This is a genomic window from Pseudalkalibacillus sp. Hm43 (genome assembly GCF_051842935.1).
GTDB lineage: Bacteria > Bacillota > Bacilli > Bacillales > Fictibacillaceae > Pseudalkalibacillus.
In genome coordinates, this window is sequence record NZ_JBPXRR010000001.1 from 1456677 (window position 1) to 1478236 (window position 21560).

Here is a 21560-nt window from a genome sequence, read left to right on the forward strand (position 1 = left end):
AAACCCTTTTAAGGACCAACATCTTTTAATAATTTTAGAATTAAGTACGGTACGTGAAATTTAAAAAAGTGTCTGGTCCCTCGGGAGGTCAGACACTTCCTTTTTCAATCGTATAAGTTGGAGTATTGGCTCATTCCACTGTGGTAACCTGTTTCATGTGAGATGGCCTGGTGCAATTGATTTTTAATTTGCTGACAGGTTTCCGTGTAACAAGGATCTCCATTGTTGATATGTTCGAGCGCTTTCATCGCTTTCGAAACCCTTTCGAGGTCTGTGAATCGTTCGTACATAAAGGAACCACCCTTCTAAGTCTTTCTTAACTTAGTATGGGTGGTTTCCGTCATCCTTAAACCTCGACGTGTTTTCTTGGCGGTTTTTTCCCGAAGTATTGATAATAATGGCATTTAAGATCCCCATTATACAGTTTTCTTTTCTTGGAAGCTTTCTTGCCATACAAGCCTTCAAAACCTTCATGTGATGTGAGTATATAGAGCGACCATGTGTCCAGTGCACCGAACACCTCGCCTAGTTCACGATAAAGCTTTTCTACGTAATCTCGTTCATTCAGACGCTCTCCATACGGCGGGTTTCCAATCACATATCCGTACTCTTTCTTGGTGCGAAAATCTTTCATCTGCATTTGTTTGTATGTGATGTCTCCCTTTAATCCCGCTTCGTCTGTATTATTCTCAGACAGCTCAATCATCTTATGGTCGATATCGCAACCCATGATATCTACAGGGAGGTCGAAGTCAGCCACGTCGTGGGCTTCTTCAACTGCTTGATACCAAAGTTTTTTATCAAGCCAGGACCAATTTTCAGAAGCGAATTCTCGATTGAGCCCCGGTGCGATTTTTTTCGCGATCATCGCCGCCTCAATCGGAATGGTGCCAGAACCACAGAATGGATCCAGGAAAGGTCGATCAGCTCGCCAATTCGTCAATTGAATCAATGCCGCTGCCAATGTTTCCTTCAATGGTGCTTCATTGTGCAAGTAGCGGTACCCACGTTTATGAAGTCCTTCACCACTTGTATCCATCGTGAGTGTAGCGATGTCTTTATGCAAAGCGACTTCTACACGATAAAACGCACCGTCCTCTGGGAGCCAGCCAGAAACACCATACGTTTCCTTCATATTTTCGACAATCGCCTTCTTCACAATCGCCTGACAATCAGATACACTGAATAGTTTGGATTTCACTGAACGTCCGATGACAGGGAATTCTGCATCCTCTGGTAAGTAATCTCCCCATGGTAAGGCTTTCGTCTTCTCGAACAGCTCTTCAAAGGAAAGTGCCTTGAACGAGCCGACTTGCACTTTGATCCGATCAGCCGTCCTTAGCCACAAATTCAATCGTGGAATGGCCCGCTCATCTGCCTCGATGATGATTTTCCCGTTTTCAACCTGTACGTTTTCATATCCAAGTGCTTTCACTTCGTTTGCTACGATGGACTCCAGCCCCATTGCTGCAGTCGCAATCAACGTTAAATTCATTAATAAAGACTCCAATCCTATGTATGTTCATTCCCATTATACCCGAAACATGCAAAAATGCTTCAAATCCAACAACATAATACTGAATAACAGTTCAAGGGTCATTCTAAAAAGGTGATTTAAAGGAAATTCACAATCCTCCCACGGTCAACTTTGGAAAGGGAGTGAATTTCTATGAAAATCAACGACAAAATAAAAAAAAGCCCTTTTAAGTGGGCTTTCGGTCTATCGTTTTGTAAGCCATGTTCTGTTCCCAGTACTCATGCAGAGCAAGGCTCCTCGTACGTGGGTGGTAATCATCTATCTCCAGATGTTCTCCAACATCTGCTCTTCTCTTCGTTCAATTCCTCCGAGAAGACTCCCCTACCGTAATTTGGGTTTCTCGCTCGTGGGGTTTACCTCGTTCCACTCCTGCAGTTTCCTGAAGGACTTCGTCACTGTGGCACTTTCAAAGTATTCACACCATATCCGAAGACGTAGGTGTTTTCCTTGCCGTTACTCCAGTCTTGACCAGAGTACCCTAACTTATGAATTCATTAGGCACGAACACTACAGTCATCTCAGACTGTGCGAGCATGGACTTTCCTCTATACCTCTCAAAGGAGGTACAGCGATTACCCAAACGATATGACCGCTAGAGTCAACTTCCATTATACATGACGCTCATCACGTTTTCAATGTAAATAATAACCAGAACGAATGTAGCCTTGGATCAATCGTACAATTTGCTACCGAAAACATGCTTTTCCAAATTGGATAAGCGTTTCAAAATATCATAATTCGTGATTCCAGCACCGTTGCTTTGCTGCCTTGGCTGTTCTCCTGCACGTTGGACTTCTTTACGCAGTTTATTGTTTTCTTCTGTCAAACGGTCGATTTCCTTTTGGAATTGTTCATAATCTTTGATGATAAGATCGAGAAATTGATCGACTTCATCCTGGTCATAGCCTCGAAAGCCCGACTTGAAGTCTTTTTCTAAAATTTCCTTTGATGTTAATTGAACACGTTTGTTGTTATCCATATATACCGTCACCCCGTTAGTACTTTATAATATCATAATGAGGAAATGCGCTAAGTTCTATCAAACATTATACCAACTTCCAAGAAATATTCATCTAATGTTTATGTTGCCCAATCCTCTGTGTTTGATTTCTGTTCTTCAATATAGTCGTTCACATCAAAAAAAGAAATCGATAATATAGGATATTCGTTACCCGCTTCCTGATATTTGTGCGCAGTCTTCAAATAATATTCAGGACTCCCTGATTGATCAGGATCGTATAGCACAAGAAGTGCATCTGTCTTATCAATGATGAACTGGTTACATGCTTGTAGTTGTCCCGGATTTTCATAAGGTTTTTTGGATACACTGTCCACGAAATCCGCACCTTCAAGAATCTGATGATAATATTCTTGCGATGCTTCTTTCCACTTGTGTTCTTGTTCCTCGAATGGTGTCAGGACTGCCAATTGAAGTTCTGGGTATTGCTCCTTCAGTTGCAGGACAACTTCACCAGCCCAGAGCTCGACCCCTTGCTGTCCTGTCATGACCACCCATTCTAATCCTTCTTCTATCAACTGGATCAGACGATTTCTCAAGACTCCTTGTATGTATGGTACAGCTTCATGCTTATTTGAAAATATGCCGAGTTCATGCGCTTTATACCCTGTCACAGCTACTACTTTAATCATCCCTCGACTCCTTTTCTCTTATAGGGAAATGGACTCCCTTCTAGTGTATCACATTTTCCATTGCCAAAATTGTAGAAAAAAGACAAATCCATCATGTTTTTGAAAATAGGAAAAAGAAAAACGAACCGAAAGAATTCGGTCCGTTCATACACCTTTACCACCAAGGGCGAGGTCCTTGACCATAACCTCCACCATAGCCGCCTTCATAGCCTCCGCCATGTTGACAACCGCACTTTGGCGGAACCATACAATGTTTATGATGGGTCTTACAACAAGACTTTGTACAATGTTTCTGCATATGCTTATGCTGGTAAATGTTGTGGTGTACGTGTTCTTCGATTACTGGATGGATATGCGGCACGACCTTATAATGACAGAAATGCTTGACACACTTTTTGGGTGGATGGACCACCGGGCACATCATTTGAGGCTTATTATATTGCATCCCATAGATTCTCCTTTTGAATTATTTACTGCTTTGTAGTTAATGTATGAGAAACCTATGAGACTTGTCTGAGGCAACCGCCTCGTTATCCCCCTCATCTGATGAAAATGGTCAAGCACCTACGTTCATGAAGTATACGGTCAGGCCGATCATCAAAAAGAATAGTGCAACTAACATCCTTCTCAATGTCGGATTCCCCCTAAAAATGTTATGATCCATTCATAATAATAGGGCGTTTCGACATTTTTTTCAATATTTCTATGACAAAAGTCTCTAAACATGTAAAAAACCCCGGTATAGCGCGAAAAGAATCGGTTTTTGCGCTTACCCGGGGAATATTTCATTTGCATTATTTCCTCAATTTTCAGCTTATTTTGCCTTCCAAACGCTCAATCCTTTTACAATAGGACAATCGATCCTTTTCATCGTTCCTTCGGATGATACGGTTTGCATTTTTCCAGGTATCATACCCTTTCTGTGCAAAATGCAATGCTCGTTCAAAATCCTTATGAGTATGTTCATAAATCTTGGATAATTCAATGAAAGCTTCTGGATCCTCCTTTTCACCAAGGACCTCTTTCCACAAGACCTCTGCTTGCGGAAGATTCTTTTCCTTCTTATAGAGGCGTGCCAACGCTTTTTTCGCTTTGAACGATTGTGTGGATTCTTTCAATTCAACATATCTTCGCTTGGCTTCTTCAACATCCTCCACTGCTTCGAACCATCGAGCGACTTCATATTGCTCAACAGCACTCAACGTTTCTTTCCCTTGTCCAATCAGCACATTGGATAAGTGAGTATACAATGCAATCAACGTCAGTACATCGAGTTCATTATGCTCAAAGACACCTTTCAGAATGGCAGGATCCTTCTCTCTTAAATATTCAAAATAGAGCATCGGAGCCAAATATCCTGGTGTGTCCTCTTTCCGTTCTATATTCAATATTTCTTGTTCGACATTTGCTAGACGCAACGATTCATAAGACTTTTTCCATATTCGTCGTGAAGCATGAAGTAAATCGAAATGTCCGAATGAAGGGAGTTTCGGTACCATGTCTCGGACAAATGTATGTCTTGTCTTCACTTGCGGCCAATCAAATGCCTTTCCATTGTATGTCACCAGATTGCCCATATCTTGGACATCGGTCAGAAAATGGTGGTAAAGTGCTGTCTCATGGCCAGGACCCGGGAGGAAATATTGCCTGACCTGGATTGCGTTTTCCATGATCCTCGCGACGCCGAGAAGGAAAATCGTATTTCCCGCTCCAGTACCCAATCCGGTCGTCTCCGTATCAAAGAACAACAAGTCCTCTGCTTTCCTTCCAGCTGAAGAAAGCGGGTGGGACTGATTCCAATCATTCCAAAGCGATACGGAATCATACAAATCCGCTACTCGATAGGGGCCGATTTTATGGTTGCAATCATACGTTTTCTCCCGGAGTATACAGTACTGATCTTCGAATGTCGCCTGGATCGCATCAAATGAAGTCCATGCAGGATCTGTCTTTTGAGCAGGAGAAACCTTTCGAGCAGTATTTTCCATATTCTGCTTATCTGTTCCGACATGCGTGAGCTCTTTTTTAAAACGATTCAATTTATTTTGTAAAGACATGTTTCGAATCGTTCCTTCCTTCTGATAAAAATCGTAATGCCAATCCTTTGATGTCAGTAGCCTGCATCTCATTTCCGACACAGGACGGACATCCTTTCTCACAAGGGCACCTTTTGATGACTTGCTCAGCTTCACTGAGAATTTCGGTAATATGTTCGTACACGTATTCGCTCAGACCGATCCCTCCTGGATAACGATCGTAGAAGAAAATGGTAGGCAACTGAGAGTGGGAAGCTTTCACTTGCGGAACGACATGCAAGTCACTAACATCACACATGACGAACAATGGTGCAACGTGACGCATGACATTGGATATACCGACGAGCCCTTCTTCCAATTCCTGTTCGGATAGCCCTTCTACCATTTCTTGCGGGAAGCTGATCCATGTCGCAGATGTATGAAGTTCTTCTTCCGGCAACGATATCGGACCTGAACCGATATTTTCATGTGTACCGAATTTGATTTTCTTGAAGATCGTCGCCATCGCGTTGACCGTAACATCTCCAAACGCCACATCCATTCGAGGATACCCTTTCTGTTTGTCCTCTTCCAACACTTTCAGTGAAACAGCTAAGTTCGCATCCGTATAGTAATCGACATCCACCTCCCTGATGAATGCCTTCTTCTCTTCATAATCGAGCTTTTCCACCTGGTACTGGATGCCTTGGTGTAGATAGATCGCTTCTTCATGTAAAAGTGTCATAGAGCTGAACCGATCCATTTCTCCGATGACCTTGACGTTAGCGACGTCCGTCTGGTCGATGATGACGACGTTCTCCTGGGATGCAGAGCGAAGGCTGATGTTATGAGCAGGGAAAGAATCATTCATCCAGTACCAACGATCCCCTTGTTCGTGCAGGACGCCTTCTTCTGTTAGGAAATACATGATTTCGTCTATCTCGACGCCATCGAATGTTTCGTCATTTCTGAACGGTAGCTCATAAGCTGCACATTTCAGATGGTCTACCAAAATCAATAAGTTATCTGGATTGATTCTTGCTGTTTCCGGGTTTCGATTGAAGAAGTAATCCGGGTTCTGGATGATATATTGGTCGAGTGGGGATGAACTTGCCACCAACACGACAACAGATTCACCCTGTCTTCTTCCTGCACGGCCGCCTTGTTGCCATGTACTTGCGATCGTACCTGGATATCCGTTCATGATACAGACTTGAAGCTGACCGATATCCACGCCAAGCTCCAAGGCATTTGTGCTGACGACGCCCATTACTTCGCCGCTTCTCAACCCTTGTTCGATCTCACGCCTTTGTTTCGGTAAATAGCCTCCTCGATAGCCTCTGATCGATTTGTTTCCGATCTTCCGCTTGATCAGTTCCTGAAGGTAGGTCAATAGGATTTCCACTCGCACTCGACTTCTTGCAAAGACGATTGTCTGAACTTCATTTTCCAAAAACAAAGAGGCAAGCTTTTTCGATTCAAGAGTAGCACTACGCCGAATGTTGAGAGGTTTGTTTACAATCGGAGGATTATAAAATACGAAATGCTTTCTTCCCACTGGCGCACCGTTGTTATCGATGAGCCGGACTTGATTTCCCGTCAGATTCTCCGCCAATTCTTTAGGATTGGCGATGGTGGCGGATGTACAAATGAACGTAGGATGACTTCCATAATAAGCACATATCCTCTTCAACCTGCGGATGACGTTGGCTACGTGACTCCCAAAAACCCCTCTGTATGTATGCAGTTCATCAATGACAATATATTTCAGGTTCTCAAATAGGGATACCCATTTCGTATGATGAGGAAGAATCGCTGAATGCAGCATATCCGGATTGGTCATGACGACATGACCTGCCTTACGGATCACTTGCCGGATATTCGATGGTGTATCCCCATCATACGTATAGCTTTTGATATCCAATCCGATTTCTTCAATGAACTCATTCATTTCACTTTTCTGATCCTGTGCCAGCGCTTTCGTCGGGAACAGATAGAGCGCCCGACTGTTTTCATTCTCCGCTACCTCTTGCAAGACGGGTAGATTGTAGCAAAGGGTCTTTCCAGAAGCGGTAGGCGTTACAGCTACGAAGCTTTCCTTGTTCCTTGCCGACTCGAAAGCTGTAGCTTGATGTGTATATAAAGAATTGATTCCTCTTCTCTCTAGAGCATGACGAATTTTCGGGTGTACAAGCTCTGGAATTTCAACAGATTTGCCTTCTTTTTCGGGCAGTGTTTTCCATTGCGCGATGTTAGCTGCGATCGTATCATCCTGATTCATCACTTTCAGAATCTCATTCAAATCTTTTCTGAATCTCATACCGTTCACTCCATTCTCCCTCCATTTTATCGAATAAACGTTCGTAGGAAAAGGGATACCTACAAGAATGGTAAGAATGTCTCTCCATACAAAAAAGCACCAACATTTAGGGTGCTTTCAAGATCTAGCGATATTACTTACTTAAAGCGATAGCAAGTTTTGAAGTCATGTTGATATCTTCAAAATCGATGCCTAGTTGAACGGCAGTCTGAGCGATTTCCGGACGGATTCCGGATAAGGTCGTTTTGACACCCAACAATTTCAGTGCACTGATGAGTTGGAATAACTCATGTGCCACCATCGTATCCACCATGAACACACCGGATAAATCAACGTAAAGATGTTCGATGTTCCGGTCTGCACATTGTTGTAACGTACTATCCAGTATGACTTTTGCTCTGTGTGTATCGATGTCCCCGACTAAAGGAAGTAGACCTCTGTTATCAGAAAGGTCAATCACTGGAGAGCTCAATTCGTTGATCATTTCTTTCTGGGCGTTCAATTGATCGTTCAAATAGTTGTTCTTCTCCTCAGTGAATCTCACCATCGCAATGTCAAACTCTTTTGCAATCATATCTTTCCATAACTGAATCTGTGAAGATGAATACTCACCTGGATGCAATTCTACGAATTCATCAATCAGATCCATGTATTGCTTTCGGACTCGGATGAATTCACGCATGATGAAATGAGTTGGTGTTTCGAGATGCTCTTTATCTCTGGCGACACTGACCACCCATTCTTCGAAATCCCTGAAAAATTCTTTCTCTTCTACATTGAAAATTCGAATGAGATTCGTGTGGAAATCATAATTTTGCTTCTTCAGGTTTTGGATTACATCAGGGTCGCTTGATGCGTAAACCCCTGAGGGATCACTTTTATCTAATGATTCATACCAATCATCTGTTAACTGGGACGCTTTCTCCATAAGGAATGTATATAGTTTTTCATTTCGTTGCATCTCAGAGACCTCCTACACGTCATATACCTATCTACAACTAATATTAAACCTTATGACAGAAAACTACAATTTATTTAAAATGAAAAACGACCCCAAACGGGCCGTTCATTAATAGAATGTTCAATCTTATTGATTTTCTAAATGCCGACAGCTACTCTCTTCCGCTCTTCTTTGTACATCGTGATCGCTTCATCTAGCATCCGTAGACCATCATCAATTTGTTCTTTCGTTACGATGAGTGGTGGTACCATCCGGATGACATTCCCTTCATTCCCACACAAGTAATAAAGCACCCCATTTTCCAGTGCGAGATCCAGTATGCGAAGTAAGGCGTCTCCACTCGGCTTATAGGTTTGAGGATCCATGATTTCAATTCCAATCATCAGTCCGACACCCCGTATACTTTGGATCACGTCCTGATGTTTCTGTTGCATCTCTATCAGTCTTTGGACGGCATATTCACCCATGACTTCTGCATTTGCACAAAGTTGTTCTTCTTTCATCACTTCAAGTGTAGCGAGAGCTGCCGAACAGGCAATCGGATTACCTCCAAACGTCGTACCATGACTACCGAGTGGCCATTTTTTCATCAGTTCTTTGGAGGCGACTGTCGCACTCAAAGGTAATCCCGAAGCAATCCCTTTTGCAATCGCCATGATATCCGGGGTGACCCCGAATTTCTGTGCTGCAAACCAATCCCCTGTTCGTCCGAATCCTGTCTGGACCTCATCGAATATGAGGAGAATATCATGTCGATCACAGATTTCCCTTATCTTTCGTAACCATTCAGATGGCGGAATGATATACCCACCTTCTCCTAACACTGGCTCTAAAATGACACATGCCACTTCGTCAGGGGATACTTGATGTCTGAATAGCTTTTCAAAGTCCTTTTCCAATTTAGAAACGACGAAATCGATCGGGTCATCGACTCCCGAAGGGCACTCATCCAAATCAACATATGGAATTTGATAACTCCCCGTCGGGTTGAGGAACTTGCGGTATTTACTCTTAGAAGTCGTTACATTCAGTGCCCCCATCGATCTTCCATGGAAACATCCAGTAAATGAAACGACGAAAGGTCTTTCGGTTACGTGTTTAGCCAGTTTGATCGCACCTTCAATAGCCTCGGTACCGCTGTTTGCAAAAAAGAAGCAATCCAATTTTTCAGGCAGGATCGTTTGGAGGTTTTCTGCAAGTTTTAAAATGGAATCATACATGATGACCCCTGACGGTCCATGAACGAGTGAATCTGCAGCTTCCTTGATCGCTTGTACGACCTTAGGATGCCGATGTCCGGTATTCGTAACGGCGATCCCGGAAGTAAAATCCAAATATCGTTTCCCATCCGCACCGTAATAATAACAACCTTCCTCTTTCACGACAGGAAGATTCGGATGATCTTTCGCCATCGAGGGAGCTAACAAATCGGGCATCTTCTCGAAACGGTGATTCCAATCATAAGTTGACATTGACATAATCTATCCCTCCAAGTTCAATCATTTGTTTAAGGAAATCAAATCGTTTAGAAAAACAATAGGTGTGCCATGAGAACAATGACCGGAAGAGTAATCAGTGTTCGTTGGACGAAAATGATGACAAGTTCCAAAAATGAAATCGGGATTTTCGATTTGATCAATAAAATTCCGATTTCAGACATGTAGATCAGCTGGGTGAGTGATACAGCCGCGATGACGAAACGGGTCAATTCACTTTCAATTCCGCTTCCTAATACGGCAGGTAAAAACATGTCTGCAAAACCGACAATCATTGCAGGAGCTGCTTCTGATGCCTCGGGAATCTGCATCCATTCAAGTAAGGGAATCAATGGATAAGATAAATATGAAAAGAATGGTGTAAACTCAGCAATAATGAGTGAAAGTGTACCAAGCGCCATAACAAGCGGGATAAGACTGAACCAAATATCGAGCACATTTTGTAATCCCTTATGAATCACGATCTTGAAATCTTTCACTTGGCCTGCTTTTTCAACACCTTGATGAATACTCCATTTGAATCGGGATGTAGTCGTTGGTACGGTTTCCGCAATTTGTTTTCCGACCGGCTCATAATACGTATCTTTTTTTCTAGATAACGGAGGGATTCGAGGACAGACGATTGCGGCGATCAATCCGGCAACGACAACTGTCAAATAGAAAGGTACAAACATGTGATCCAAACCGATGAAGCTGATGACCACCAGACTGAATGCAATGGATGTAATCGAAAAGGTCGTCGCTACAACTGCTGCTTCCCTCTTCGTGTAATAGCCTTCCTCATACTGTTTCGTTGTGATGAGGACGCCAACCGTTCCGCTACCCATCCAGGATGCGACTGCATCGATCGATGATCGACCTGGCAATTGGAACAGTGGCTTCATCAATTTCTGGACCATCGTTCCGATGAATTCCATCAATCCGAATTCAAGTAGCAATGGCATTAAAAGACCAGCGAATAAGAACCACGTGGCAAGCACCGGTACAAGTGCGTATAAGACAGTCCCTCCAGTTACATCTGACCATATCCACTCAGGTCCGATCTTGAATAAGGTCATGACTGCAAACAGTAAACCGACTACTCTCATCGAGAACCAAAATGGATGGATGTCGAATAATTCCTTCAAGAATAGATGTGTTTTCAACCAAAGTGGATCTACCATCTTCGCATAAATAACGAGAAGAACAGATAAACCGAATACGATTGTCATGAAGGATGGGATATAGTCGGCAAACCACCCGTTGACTGACTCAGCCAGTATTCCTACTCCAATGGTCACTTTACCTTGAAAGGACACTGGAATCAGAAACAGGAGAAGACCTAACAATGATGGGATGATAAATTTCAAATAAGAGCCTAAAGAATGGCTTCCACTATCAGGTATCGATACAGTGGATGTTTGCTGTAAGTCGACTTGTCTTTTTTTCGCTTCCAACTCGATCACTCCTTTTGCATGGAAAATGTACTTCCTTACTCTTAGGTAATTGCAAGTTTCATGCCAAAAAGGTCACTTTATTTTGTATTTATTTAATTTTCTGACTACTGTAGGTTGGCTGATTCCTAAAGCGGAAGCGATCTTTGTCGTCGTACCATAACGGATCCGTGCCTTTCTCAATATATTTTCTTCTACCTCATCCATGATCGTTTTAAGAGTGCCCTCTGTTTCATCGGAATAAGAAGCTTCCCTCGTCCGGATGGATTCAGGTAAGTACTCTGGGGAAATGACTGTTGTTCCGGACGTGACGACTAATCGTTCAATGACATTCATCAGTTCTCTCACATTACCTTCCCACTCTGCATTCAGCAGCAGACGCATCGCTTCATCATTAATGGTGCGCATCCGGTCATACTTTTCTGAGAAGCGTTTCAAATACATCTCTATGAGAGGCAGAATATCTTCCTGCCGTTCTTTCAATGATGGGATTGTAATAGGAACGACATTCAATCGGAAATAGAGGTCTTTCCGGAACTGTTTCGCATTTACCGCTTCCAACAAATCTTTGTTTGTAGCTGCAATCAATCGGAAGTTGACGAAGCGAGGCCTCGTGCCTCCAACACGGTAGAATTGTTTTTCTTGAATGAGCTTCAACACTTTCACTTGCTGCTCGATCGGTAGTTCTCCGACCTCATCCAGGAAAAGGGTACCCCCTTCTGCCAGTTCCACCAAGCCGACTTTCCCTTTCCGGTTTGCACCTGTAAAGGCACCGGCTTCATACCCGAAAAACTCTGCTTCGAATAACTGATCAGGGATTGAACCACAGTTGACTTCTATGAAAGGCCCTTCTTTCCGGTGGCTTTTTTTATGGATGAATTGGGCCAACATCGACTTTCCTACTCCGGATTCACCTAGTATCAGTACATTTGCATCCACTGAAGCAACCTGGATGGAAGTTTTCAATACTTGTTCCATGCGAGGACTTTTTGATATGATGCCTCCAATTTGATTGAAGCGGTTCCGAAGGATTTCTAATTCGTTTTTGACGCGCTCCATTTCACCTTCGAGATTTTCCATATAATTTTTCATTTCCATAAGTTCCGTTACGTCATGCGAGTAACTGACGACTTTGTAGATTTCACCAGATTCATTGAAGACAGGTACACCCGTTACAAGCAGCTTTTTGTTTTCATTCGTCATTTGAACAAATGTGACTTTCTTCTTTTCTTCTAGAACCAATGGGGTTGCAAGCGGGGAGAAAAGCCCTTCCTGTTCAAGTTCATAAACCGATCTGCCAATCAGATCCTTGGATTTGACCCCATAAATCAATCCAGTTGAGTCACTTACCTTCACAATGACACCGTTCCTATCGGTAACGACAATATCGTCTTGTAGCGAGTCAAGAATCGCCTCAGCTTCATTCCATTTACCTTTCTTCATGTAAAACCCTCCACATGCATGATTAGAGTTATGCAAATATGAATACTTTAACTGTATGTTTCCGAATGAAGATTACTTATGAATACCTGATAGATAAACATTTATTCATAAATGCATCCGTTATTCAATTTTGAATTTTCATACTATTCATCATACATGTGGATGGTTGAAAAGAAAAGAACGGGATCATTATTGAGGAGTGTGAATGAAGGTTCTTCTTCAGATTGGCGGATGAATTTATTTCAGTTATGTAAGTCTGGTCGAATGAAACCGTGAGATGTTCACTCCAACCAGTGATTCATGCTCCTATCTCTAGTGAATAGATCGCTTGCTATAAAGTGACTATATGCCGATCAAAATCAGGCATGTACAACCCGAGACTTGAATGAACAGATAACTCATACAACGAAAGCCCTACCTCTCTTCCGTCCTTACGACTCCTAGGTCGCGCCAGTGTGAATCAGTTATTGCTTAACTCTTACCTTTCTCCTTTCTACTCTTAAAATTTTTCTTGTTAGGAATAATCATTTTGGGAGAATAAATAGAGGGGTTGGTATGCGGCAATGCATACGTAGTTTGGTAAGGAGCATGTGTTCCTCTTTTGTCGAGGAACCTCCATTGATTTGGGTGAAGGCATTTGCGTTAATAAACGCAAAAAGGGTGATGCACAACGTACATCACCCATTAAAGTCTTAGTCAGTTAAAAAACTCAATTAAACTTTTTGTACGTTAGAAGCTTGTGGTCCACGGTCGCCTTCAACGATGTCGAAAGATACGTTTTGACCTTCTTCTAAAGTCTTGAATCCTTCACCTTGGATTGCAGAAAAGTGAACGAATACGTCGTTACCTTCTGAAATTTCGATGAAACCAAAACCTTTTTCTGCGTTAAACCATTTTACTGTACCAGTATTCATATACTGTACCTCCTGAAAATCTTACAAATTTCACTTAAAGTTAAACGTTATACTTTTTGCTGTATTAAAAAATTCGTACCTGCACTGTTGTTAGACAACAATTCCATCATCGTCTACAACATCTTGCAGCTACGACTTCAATCTACCCACTGTCTATATAACTAACTTTATAGCGTTAACCCCACTATAAAACATCTTGGCGGTAATGTCAAACCTACAACAAAAATATTTTTCAATCCTACACATTTCCGCCTCACTCCGGCTCATAGTCTACTATATAGACTTCCCGTTAAGGAAAGGAATGTTTGTATGTATCCTTATCAAACACCTGCAAATCAACTCCTTCACCTATCTCATGTCATGGAAATGTACGGAGAAGGGACAATCAAGGCAGATCCGGACCAGATTTACATGACGATTGGTGTACAGACGGAGAATGAAGATGTCAAACAAGCCACCACAGAGAATGCATACCGTGCAACACAAGTCTTGAAAGCTCTCCAAAATATTGGAGTACCTACCAACCAAATTGAAACGACCGAGTATAATATACAACCCATTTATCAGTATGAAGATGGGAAGTCGAATTTAAAAGGCTTCCGAGTCGAACATCTGTATCGCATACGCCTCAATCAAATGAATATGGCAGGAGAAGTATATGACACTGCCATCCAAGCCGGTGCAAATGTCGCAAGAGGTCTATCTTTCGAGCTATCAAATCCATCTGACTATTATTGTGTCGCTTTACAAAAAGCTTACGAAGACGCTCTTGGAAAAGCTTGTTCTCTTGCTAATGTGATGGGTGTACGTATGACAAAGAACCCTTTGAAAGTCCAGGAACAACCCGCCTCTCGAAATGGCATTCCTTACAAAACCGAACTCCTCCAGGCTGCTACAACACCAATTCAACCTCAACGAGTGACGGTTCAAGCGATTTTGAAAGTATGGTTCTGCTATCAATGAATTTCATATTGTTGTCTGACGAAACCTGTATTAAAATATAGAATGTTGACTATAGTCCGCTGTCATTTTTTCAAATCATTTGGAGGACTTACTATGAAGTTGGAACAAGCGATCGGCCTTGTAATACGTAAACATAGGACTGTAGAAAAAATCTCCCAGTTCAAACTGGCTGAATTAACCGGTTTCGACCGGTCGTTCATCAGCTTGTTGGAACGCGGGAGAAGAGTACCTACAGTCAAAACGATCTTCATCATTTCAGAACATCTGAACATTCCACCTGGACAATTGATTGAAGAAGTTCATCAATTGGTCGAAAGTGAAATCATGGAATAATACGGTCTTCCTAGGAAGCCGTTTTTTCTTTTTTTACGTGCTTTTCGAGTTCTTTTCCAATGTTCCCTGTCAAAATACTGCCGAACATTTGGAAATCAGCACGAAGCGACCAGAACGGATGTCCGAATGTAGCTGGCTTATTCCCCTCAATGAAGAAGTGACTGATCCAGGCAAATGAATAGGCGATGATCGGTGCCGCGAGAAGATACCAGAAGTTCATCGTCAACAGGACAACACCGATACATACGAATACAAAACTAGTCCCTACAAAATGCCAGGCACGAGTTGCTGGCTTGGAATGCTGTTGTAGATAAAACGGCCAAAACTCTTGATAACTTTTGAATTCCATTTTTCAATCATCCCCTCTTATCCATCAATATGTAGCGAGTTCTGCTGCATCAAAGAGACCCGATAAGGATGCAACGATGCGTCCATGATCCCGTTCAACACAGCAGGATCCCCTTCCATCAACTTCATCGCACGCTCATGGGATGACGTGCGAAGAATGACCAGTCCGAGTGTGCCATCCAAACATGGTCCAGCCAGAATAAGTTCTTCTGATTCAAGCAACTTCTCTAAATACTTGTAGTGTTGCTGTAGAATTTCTTCTTCCTCTGGTGTGATTTGATTGATGAAATCTTGCCTTTTAGGCGTCAATTTGTACAAATACTCCTCCATTCCCTCTCCTCCTTCTATTTATATACGTTCTCTGTACGATTCAAAAATCCTCTTTACACACGGTACGTGAAATTTTATTGTTGATGCCAATATTGGGAGATTCCGTGGAGGTCAGAATCGAGCTCCTCTCTTTGTTCTGAAGATACGATGATCGGGATCTGGTCATGTAATGTAATCATGACAGATTCTTCAACACCATGGTTAGCAAGATATCGCTGAAGCCTTTCGAATTGACCTTGAGACAAGACGGACTGGACTTCAATCTGTTTCACCCGCTTCAGTATAAAGTGAGATGACTCGGCATCCCACTCCCCACTCAATAGATTTCCTTCATATTCATCCATAAATTCAACCTCCGCTTATGATTGGACTTTACGTCGTTCTTATCAGTAGAATAAAGACAAATCTTTCAACTAGGGTGGTTCCAATGGATGAGGTTTATGCATTATGGTTCCGAAGGGATTTCCGCCTTCAAGATCACCATGCGCTATATAAATTAGCCGAAGAGCTTACAAAATCAGGTGGGCAATGGTTTGGGTTTTTCATCGTCGATCCGACATTCACTGAAGAAATCGATCTGAGCAACGATTACTTTTTCCAAACAGTCGAGCATTTCCGGATGACCTGTGAAAAAGAGGGAATTCCGATTCATATAATGGAAGGAAAACCGGAAGAACAGATCAAGCATCTGATAGAAAGTGTCGGAAATATCAAAGGGATATATACGAACGAAGACGAATGGGGATATGGAAAAGAACGGGATGATCGGGTAAGAGAGTTATGCGAGGCCTATGATATCGATTTCCACCAGCTTCTCGATTACAATCTTCACGGAAGCTATGACATTAGCAAAAATGACGGCGGACTGTATCAGGTGTTTACACCCTATTACAAAGTCTGGCGCACAATCGATAAACCACAGCCTTATCAAGTTCCGCTCCAGACCTTAAAGGACCATCATCATCTACCTGACAAGATTAGGAGTACGAATTTCGGGAATCTTCTGAAAAGATGTGAAGCGAAATGGGAACGAATGGGTGAAGCCAAGGCTTTCGAAGACGCAGAACAATTCGTGAATGAACGGTTAGGTTCTTATGATGACAAGCGTGACATTCCTTCGAAAGATGCAACAAGCCGCTTATCCTTTTACTTAAGAACAGGTACACTGTCCATCCGGACGCTGTTTTCACTCGTAGAGGAAGAATCCGACTCCGATGCGAAAGAAACTTATGTGAAAGAATTGGCGTGGAGAGATTTCTATAATTGTGTACTCACCCAATATCCTTATGCTAGAAATGAAGAAATACAAGAAAAATACAGAGGAATGGATTGGCGATTCGATCGGAATCTGTTTGAATCCTGGTGTGAGGGGAAAACTGGATTTCCGATTGTCGATGCTGGCATGAGGCAGATGAATTCGATTGGTTGGATGCACAACCGTTTACGAATGATCACCGCTTCCTACCTATCTAAAGATCTGCTAATGGATTGGCGTTATGGAGAACAATATTTCGCTCGTAAATTGATCGATTATGATCCGGCATCCAATATCGGCGGATGGCAATGGGCAGCCTCTGTAGGTACGGATGCTGTGCCTTACTTCCGCATCTTCAACCCGACAACGCAAAGTAAACGGTTTGATCCGGAGGGTGCCTATATCCGGAAGTGGCTTCCAGAATTGAAAGACGTACCGAAAAAATATATCCATGAACCTTGGAAAATGAGCAAGTCTGATCAAGAAGAGTACGGATGTACAATCGGTAAAGATTATCCTGAACCGATCGTTGACCATAAGACACAGCGAGAAAAAGCATTGAAATTATATGGAGAAATGAAATGATCAAGAACTGGCTTTTCACTAGCCGGTTCTTTTTTTCGAATAAATCATTCTTTGTTGTTCAAAATAAGAGCAGTTGACTTACCATTCATTGGCACTTCGAAAGGAAAATTCAAAATGGATGATTTATTGATTGCAAGAACGCTATTCGGAACGACGATGGGTGTACATATCATTTACGCGACTCTTGGGATCGGCATTCCACTCATGATCCTTATTGCAGAGCTGATGTATCAGAAGACGAAGGATCGGGATTATGCGATCATGGCCAACCGATGGACGAAAGGGTTCGCCGTCCTGCTCGGGGTTGCCATCCCTACCGGGACAATCGCAGGTGTCCAATTATCCCTGTTATGGCCAGGGTTCATGGAAGTGGTCGGAAAAGTCATCGCCCTTCCCTTCCAGATCGAAATCTATGCTTTCTTCCTAGAAGCGCTCTTCATGTCCATTTATGTGTATGCTGCTGATCGACTCTCACCTGCAATGCGGATATTAAGTGTGTTTCTCGTTTTCGTAGGAGCGGCTGCCTCTGGAATCCTGATTACGAATGTCCATGCATTCGAAGGCACGCCGGCTGGGTTCCGGATCGAGAATGGAGAATTCGTGGATGTGGATCCATGGGCTGCATTCTTCAATCCCAGCTTTTTTGTAACGGGAGGACACGTCGCAGTCTCCGCGTTCATGACAGGCGCATTCGTCATCGCCTCGATTGCTGCATTTAAAATGTGGAAAGAACGGAAGATCAACAGAGCTTATCGTTTTCATCAGAAAGCGTTGATGCTCGGTCTCGTCGTCGGCGGCATATTTTCAATAGCGACTTCCTTGAACGGACATGAAAGTGCACAACTATTACATGAATATCAACCGGAAAAGTTGGCAGCCGCGGAAGGATTATTTGAAACGCAACGATATGCCCCGCTTGCGATCGGAGGCTTCACAGATCGTGAAACACAAGAAGTGAAATGGGCGATTGAAATCCCCTGGGCGCTCAGCTTCCTTGCAGGTGATCGATTCGACACGGAAGTGAAAGGTTTGAATGACTATCCTGAAGAATTGTGGCCACCGCTTTTCGTCCATACACTATTCAATGCTATGGTCGGTATCGGGACGATGTTGATCTTCCTATCGATGATCGGTTTTGCGATCCGACATATTTTCAAAAAGGAACAGTTCCCCCGTTGGCTTATGGTGCTCTTCATATCTGCTGGACCTCTGTCGATCCTTGCCATTGAATTCGGATGGATTTTTGCTTGTACTGGCCGGCAACCATGGGTCATCTATCGGGTCTTGAAGACGGAAGAAGTCGTGACGACGGCCACTAACCTGGGTACTTTGTTCATCTTTTTCATCATCATCTACATCATCTTGATGGTCGCGACCGTCCTGGTGCTTCGGTATTACTTCCGCAGACATCCTATTGAAAAGGAATTGGACATCGAGAAGAATTAGGAGGGTTTTCAGTGACAGATGCTTTGCTCGCAATCACATTACTTTGGGTATTCGTGTTCATCTATGCAGTCGCTGCCACCATCGACTTCGGTGCAGGGTTCTGGTCGATGATCTATCTCGGGAAACGGCAGATGAGGGCGACGAGAATCGCAAACCGTTACCTTTCACCATCATGGGAAGTGACGAACGTGTTCATCGTACTGATCGTCGTCGCACTCGTCAGTTTCTTTCCTGGTGCAACTTATACGTTGGGCACGGTTTTATTGATTCCAGGCAGTATGGTCATCCTATTGCTCGCTGTCCGGAGTGCCTTCCTCGTCTTCTCCCATACCGCTAAGGAGTATGAGAAGATATTGACATATGTTTCAGGGGTGTCCGGATTCTTGATCCCTGGGCTACTCATACTGATTCTGCCGATTTCCCATGGTGGTTACATCGATGTGATCAATGGAAACGAACAATTGAGCATGATGGCTTTATGGACTAGCTGGAGTACGTACGCCTTTGTCGGGTTTGCGATCTCCAGTACATTGTTTCTGTCTTCGCTTCTTCTCTATGATTATTCCAATGTAGCGAACGACCATGAAGCCTTCGTCATCTATCGTCGGGATGCTCAGCTAATCGGACCGGTAGTCCTATTGTTCGCCTTTTTCATCATGTTGGCGATCAGGACGGAAGCTCCATGGTTATATGAAAACATGATGGAGCGCACTTTCTGGTTAGGCTCGTCGGTGATCGTTTTTCTAATCGGCTACGCTCTATTATGGACGAAACGACAGATGCCGCGTTTTGCAGTCCTTGCTATCGTCATCCAATATTTGCTCGCAAGTTATGCATATGGCACGAGTCATCTTCCGTATATCGTATATCCATCCGTGACGATCGAGTCTGGTTTTACGAATCCGAATATGTTCCGTGCATTGTTCGTCTCTTACATCGTCGGGTTTGCGATCTTGATCCCTGGTTTCATCTATTTCTGGCGCTTGTTCATGAAAGACCGCAGATATATCAAATCTGGAGAGTCGGAATCGTGAACAACAGAAAAGGCTGCCCTCGAAGGCAGCCTTTGTTCATTTACGTTCATTTGACGGTTCAGAGACCTTTTCATCACTTAAGGATTGATGTTCCTGTTCGAACTTGCTCAATTCCTTAGCGGAATGCTTACGGATGAATATCGTTGCGATGATGGCCCCTGCCATGAATATGATCAACATGATGACGGAGGGGATGTACTCTGTCTTATCGTCAGGAAAATAAAGAAACTCCATCATACGCGTCACGCCCTCTCTTTGATTAGCTTCCTACATTATAACAGACATCCCCATGGGGATGTCTGTATAGAGCTATTACAATTTCGTGAATAAACGAATAAGGGCTGATCCGATGAGATCAGCCTCTCACGTTTCGATTTGTTCATCGATCGATTTCAAAATGTACTCGATCGATTTCGTCATCGCAATGAATCGCTTTTCCCTCGTATCCTTCTGGAAAGCTTGAACGGCGACGATCGTCATGTTTTCATGTGTGTCTTTGATTTGAATCGGATACACATACTTCGGCTTCTCTTCAATCGCCCAATTCGTCGCAAGTGGCTTCCATTGATCAGCCAGTTCCTGTACTTCATCCGCAAAAGGCTTCACTTCTCCGTAAAAATCCACTTCATACCCATCTTTCGTCGTCTTTTCGATATATTGTGCATGAGCCTGATCGTTCAAAGACCGCAGACGGACCGTCAGCTCTTTCAATTTTTGATGGTTATTGTCCATGCTTTCACCTCGCTGAATCTATCCTATCAAACGAGGTCGATAAAAGCCATCGATCGAATGCTGTCTACAAGGTGAAAAGGCTGATCAGCCAGTTCCGTTTTTTCGGTTTGATCACCGTCGGATTGAATTCCGTTCTGATTTCATTCGTAGCCGTCACTTGTAATAGGAGCTGCTCTTCCAATACGAGCATCTTCTCTTCCAATTCAGTCAGTTTCGTCGACATCTGATCCATATCCTTACGATGTTGCAGAACCTGGTATGAAAGGACTTCATCCGCTTTTTGTGATACCTTCGACTCCAGCTGGTCCAACTGCCCCTGCAGCTGTTGGAAGCATGCATCCATTTCCTTCAGTGCATTGCCTTTTTTCGGTTGCACTACTTCGATCCCTTTCTCTTCCTGTTGCTTGATGTCGCTCATTTGCAAACCTTGCTGCAGCATGTCCTGTATTTCTTCCAACCGTTCGATATCCTCAGGTCGAAACAGATAATGTCCATGATCGTTCTTCGGGCACGGGATATCGAAATACTTTACCCAGCGTTGAATGGTGGTCGGGTTGACATTCAGCTTCCTGGAAACGACTTTCGTTTTCACCAATCTTTCCATAGTACGGACCTCCCGAAATAATGGTACCGTTACTATTCTAGAGCCTACCTTCCTTCCCCTTCAGGCATGACAAAAGTAGTATCCGTTCGGCAAAGAAAGTGGATTTTCACTAGGAGGACACGGATTCGACAGCAGTTGTCCACTTTTGATTTTTGAATAGA

At 43.2% G+C, this 21560-nt stretch carries 23 protein-coding genes and 1 other RNA gene; 5 read left to right on the plus strand and 19 right to left on the minus strand.

Translation table 11 applies throughout. The features are described 5' to 3' along the window. Window positions 1-104: 104 nt before the first annotated feature. The 13 genes from ACSVDE_RS07785 to ACSVDE_RS07845 all read right to left on the minus strand — a co-directional run bounded on the left by ACSVDE_RS07785 (window position 105) and on the right by ACSVDE_RS07845 (window position 13769). The gene (locus ACSVDE_RS07785) at window positions 105-290 is read right to left on the minus strand and encodes a hypothetical protein (RefSeq protein WP_439300357.1); all 186 of its coding nucleotides are present in this window, start codon (window positions 288-290) and stop codon (window positions 105-107) included. A 56-nt stretch (window positions 291-346) separates the two neighbouring features. Beyond that, on the minus strand, window positions 347-1495 hold the full coding sequence (locus ACSVDE_RS07790; RefSeq protein ID WP_439300358.1) for a THUMP domain-containing class I SAM-dependent RNA methyltransferase: 1149 nt from the start codon (window positions 1493-1495) through the stop codon (window positions 347-349). A 231-nt stretch (window positions 1496-1726) separates the two neighbouring features. Continuing rightward, window positions 1727-2121: RNase P RNA component class B (gene rnpB / locus ACSVDE_RS07795), an RNA gene on the minus strand. 86 nt (window positions 2122-2207) lie between these two features. Then, complete coding sequence (gpsB, locus tag ACSVDE_RS07800) at window positions 2208-2516, minus strand: cell division regulator GpsB (protein ID WP_439300359.1); 309 nt, start codon at window positions 2514-2516, stop codon at window positions 2208-2210. 101 nt (window positions 2517-2617) lie between these two features. Beyond that, entirely contained in the window at window positions 2618-3187 is a 570-nt protein-coding gene (locus tag ACSVDE_RS07805; RefSeq protein ID WP_439300360.1) for a DUF1273 domain-containing protein, read from the minus strand. 154 nt (window positions 3188-3341) lie between these two features. Then, complete coding sequence (locus tag ACSVDE_RS07810; protein WP_439300361.1) at window positions 3342-3632, minus strand: CotD family spore coat protein; 291 nt, start codon at window positions 3630-3632, stop codon at window positions 3342-3344. A 364-nt stretch (window positions 3633-3996) separates the two neighbouring features. Beyond that, window positions 3997-5244: a ribonuclease H-like domain-containing protein gene (locus ACSVDE_RS07815; protein WP_439300362.1), complete on the minus strand. Its 1248-nt coding sequence runs from the start codon at window positions 5242-5244 to the stop codon at window positions 3997-3999. Beyond that, the gene (locus ACSVDE_RS07820) at window positions 5228-7522 is read right to left on the minus strand and encodes a DEAD/DEAH box helicase (protein ID WP_439300363.1); all 2295 of its coding nucleotides are present in this window, start codon (window positions 7520-7522) and stop codon (window positions 5228-5230) included. Before ACSVDE_RS07820 ends, ACSVDE_RS07815 begins: the two co-directional genes overlap by 17 nt. A gap of 133 nt (window positions 7523-7655) precedes the next feature. Then, window positions 7656-8483, minus strand: a complete 828-nt coding sequence (locus ACSVDE_RS07825) for an STAS domain-containing protein (protein WP_439300364.1) — start codon at window positions 8481-8483, stop codon at window positions 7656-7658. 137 nt (window positions 8484-8620) lie between these two features. Then, window positions 8621-9955 carry an aspartate aminotransferase family protein gene (locus ACSVDE_RS07830; protein WP_439301954.1) on the minus strand — a complete coding sequence of 445 codons (1335 nt, stop codon included), beginning with the start codon at window positions 9953-9955 and terminating at the stop codon, window positions 8621-8623. Window positions 9956-10008: 53 nt separating this feature from the next. Continuing rightward, window positions 10009-11421: a YjiH family protein gene (locus ACSVDE_RS07835; RefSeq protein WP_439301955.1), complete on the minus strand. Its 1413-nt coding sequence runs from the start codon at window positions 11419-11421 to the stop codon at window positions 10009-10011. 66 nt (window positions 11422-11487) lie between these two features. Beyond that, window positions 11488-12855, minus strand: coding sequence for a sigma-54 interaction domain-containing protein (locus ACSVDE_RS07840; RefSeq protein ID WP_439300365.1), 1368 nt, complete (start codon window positions 12853-12855; stop codon window positions 11488-11490). A 713-nt stretch (window positions 12856-13568) separates the two neighbouring features. Next, window positions 13569-13769 (minus strand): cold-shock protein, encoded by a 201-nt coding sequence (locus ACSVDE_RS07845; RefSeq protein WP_226549281.1) that lies wholly within the window; start codon window positions 13767-13769, stop codon window positions 13569-13571. A gap of 309 nt (window positions 13770-14078) precedes the next feature. Between ACSVDE_RS07845 and ACSVDE_RS07850 the strand changes: the two genes are divergently transcribed. Both ACSVDE_RS07850 and ACSVDE_RS07855 read left to right on the plus strand, forming a co-directional pair. Then, complete coding sequence (locus ACSVDE_RS07850) at window positions 14079-14732, plus strand: SIMPL domain-containing protein (RefSeq protein ID WP_439300366.1); 654 nt, start codon at window positions 14079-14081, stop codon at window positions 14730-14732. Window positions 14733-14825: 93 nt separating this feature from the next. Next, window positions 14826-15065 (plus strand): helix-turn-helix domain-containing protein, encoded by a 240-nt coding sequence (locus ACSVDE_RS07855; RefSeq protein WP_226549287.1) that lies wholly within the window; start codon window positions 14826-14828, stop codon window positions 15063-15065. A 10-nt stretch (window positions 15066-15075) separates the two neighbouring features. Here the strand turns inward: ACSVDE_RS07855 and ACSVDE_RS07860 are convergent, their stop codons facing one another. The 3 genes from ACSVDE_RS07860 to ACSVDE_RS07870 all read right to left on the minus strand — a co-directional run bounded on the left by ACSVDE_RS07860 (window position 15076) and on the right by ACSVDE_RS07870 (window position 16087). Continuing rightward, window positions 15076-15414, minus strand: coding sequence for an Mpo1-like protein (locus tag ACSVDE_RS07860; protein WP_439300367.1), 339 nt, complete (start codon window positions 15412-15414; stop codon window positions 15076-15078). Between the two features lie 17 nt (window positions 15415-15431). Next, window positions 15432-15743, minus strand: a complete 312-nt coding sequence (locus ACSVDE_RS07865) for a YciI family protein (protein WP_439300368.1) — start codon at window positions 15741-15743, stop codon at window positions 15432-15434. A gap of 74 nt (window positions 15744-15817) precedes the next feature. Then, complete coding sequence (locus ACSVDE_RS07870; protein ID WP_439300369.1) at window positions 15818-16087, minus strand: hypothetical protein; 270 nt, start codon at window positions 16085-16087, stop codon at window positions 15818-15820. Window positions 16088-16170: 83 nt separating this feature from the next. On the opposite strand from ACSVDE_RS07870, the gene ACSVDE_RS07875 reads away from it, so the two are divergent. The 3 genes from ACSVDE_RS07875 (at window position 16171) to ACSVDE_RS07885 (ending at window position 20063) form a co-directional block, all read left to right on the plus strand. Continuing rightward, the gene (locus ACSVDE_RS07875) at window positions 16171-17583 is read left to right on the plus strand and encodes a cryptochrome/photolyase family protein (RefSeq protein ID WP_439300370.1); all 1413 of its coding nucleotides are present in this window, start codon (window positions 16171-16173) and stop codon (window positions 17581-17583) included. Window positions 17584-17697: 114 nt separating this feature from the next. Beyond that, on the plus strand, window positions 17698-19029 hold the full coding sequence (locus ACSVDE_RS07880) for a cytochrome ubiquinol oxidase subunit I (RefSeq protein ID WP_439300371.1): 1332 nt from the start codon (window positions 17698-17700) through the stop codon (window positions 19027-19029). Window positions 19030-19040: 11 nt separating this feature from the next. Then, complete coding sequence (locus ACSVDE_RS07885; protein WP_439300372.1) at window positions 19041-20063, plus strand: cytochrome d ubiquinol oxidase subunit II; 1023 nt, start codon at window positions 19041-19043, stop codon at window positions 20061-20063. A gap of 36 nt (window positions 20064-20099) precedes the next feature. Here the strand turns inward: ACSVDE_RS07885 and ACSVDE_RS07890 are convergent, their stop codons facing one another. From ACSVDE_RS07890 to ACSVDE_RS07900, 3 genes are all read right to left on the minus strand, one after another. Then, on the minus strand, window positions 20100-20300 hold the full coding sequence (locus tag ACSVDE_RS07890) for a hypothetical protein (RefSeq protein WP_439300373.1): 201 nt from the start codon (window positions 20298-20300) through the stop codon (window positions 20100-20102). Window positions 20301-20426: 126 nt separating this feature from the next. Beyond that, window positions 20427-20795, minus strand: coding sequence for a YppE family protein (locus ACSVDE_RS07895; protein ID WP_439300374.1), 369 nt, complete (start codon window positions 20793-20795; stop codon window positions 20427-20429). A 64-nt stretch (window positions 20796-20859) separates the two neighbouring features. Then, complete coding sequence (locus ACSVDE_RS07900; RefSeq protein WP_439300375.1) at window positions 20860-21399, minus strand: MerR family transcriptional regulator; 540 nt, start codon at window positions 21397-21399, stop codon at window positions 20860-20862. Window positions 21400-21560 lie beyond the last annotated feature (161 nt).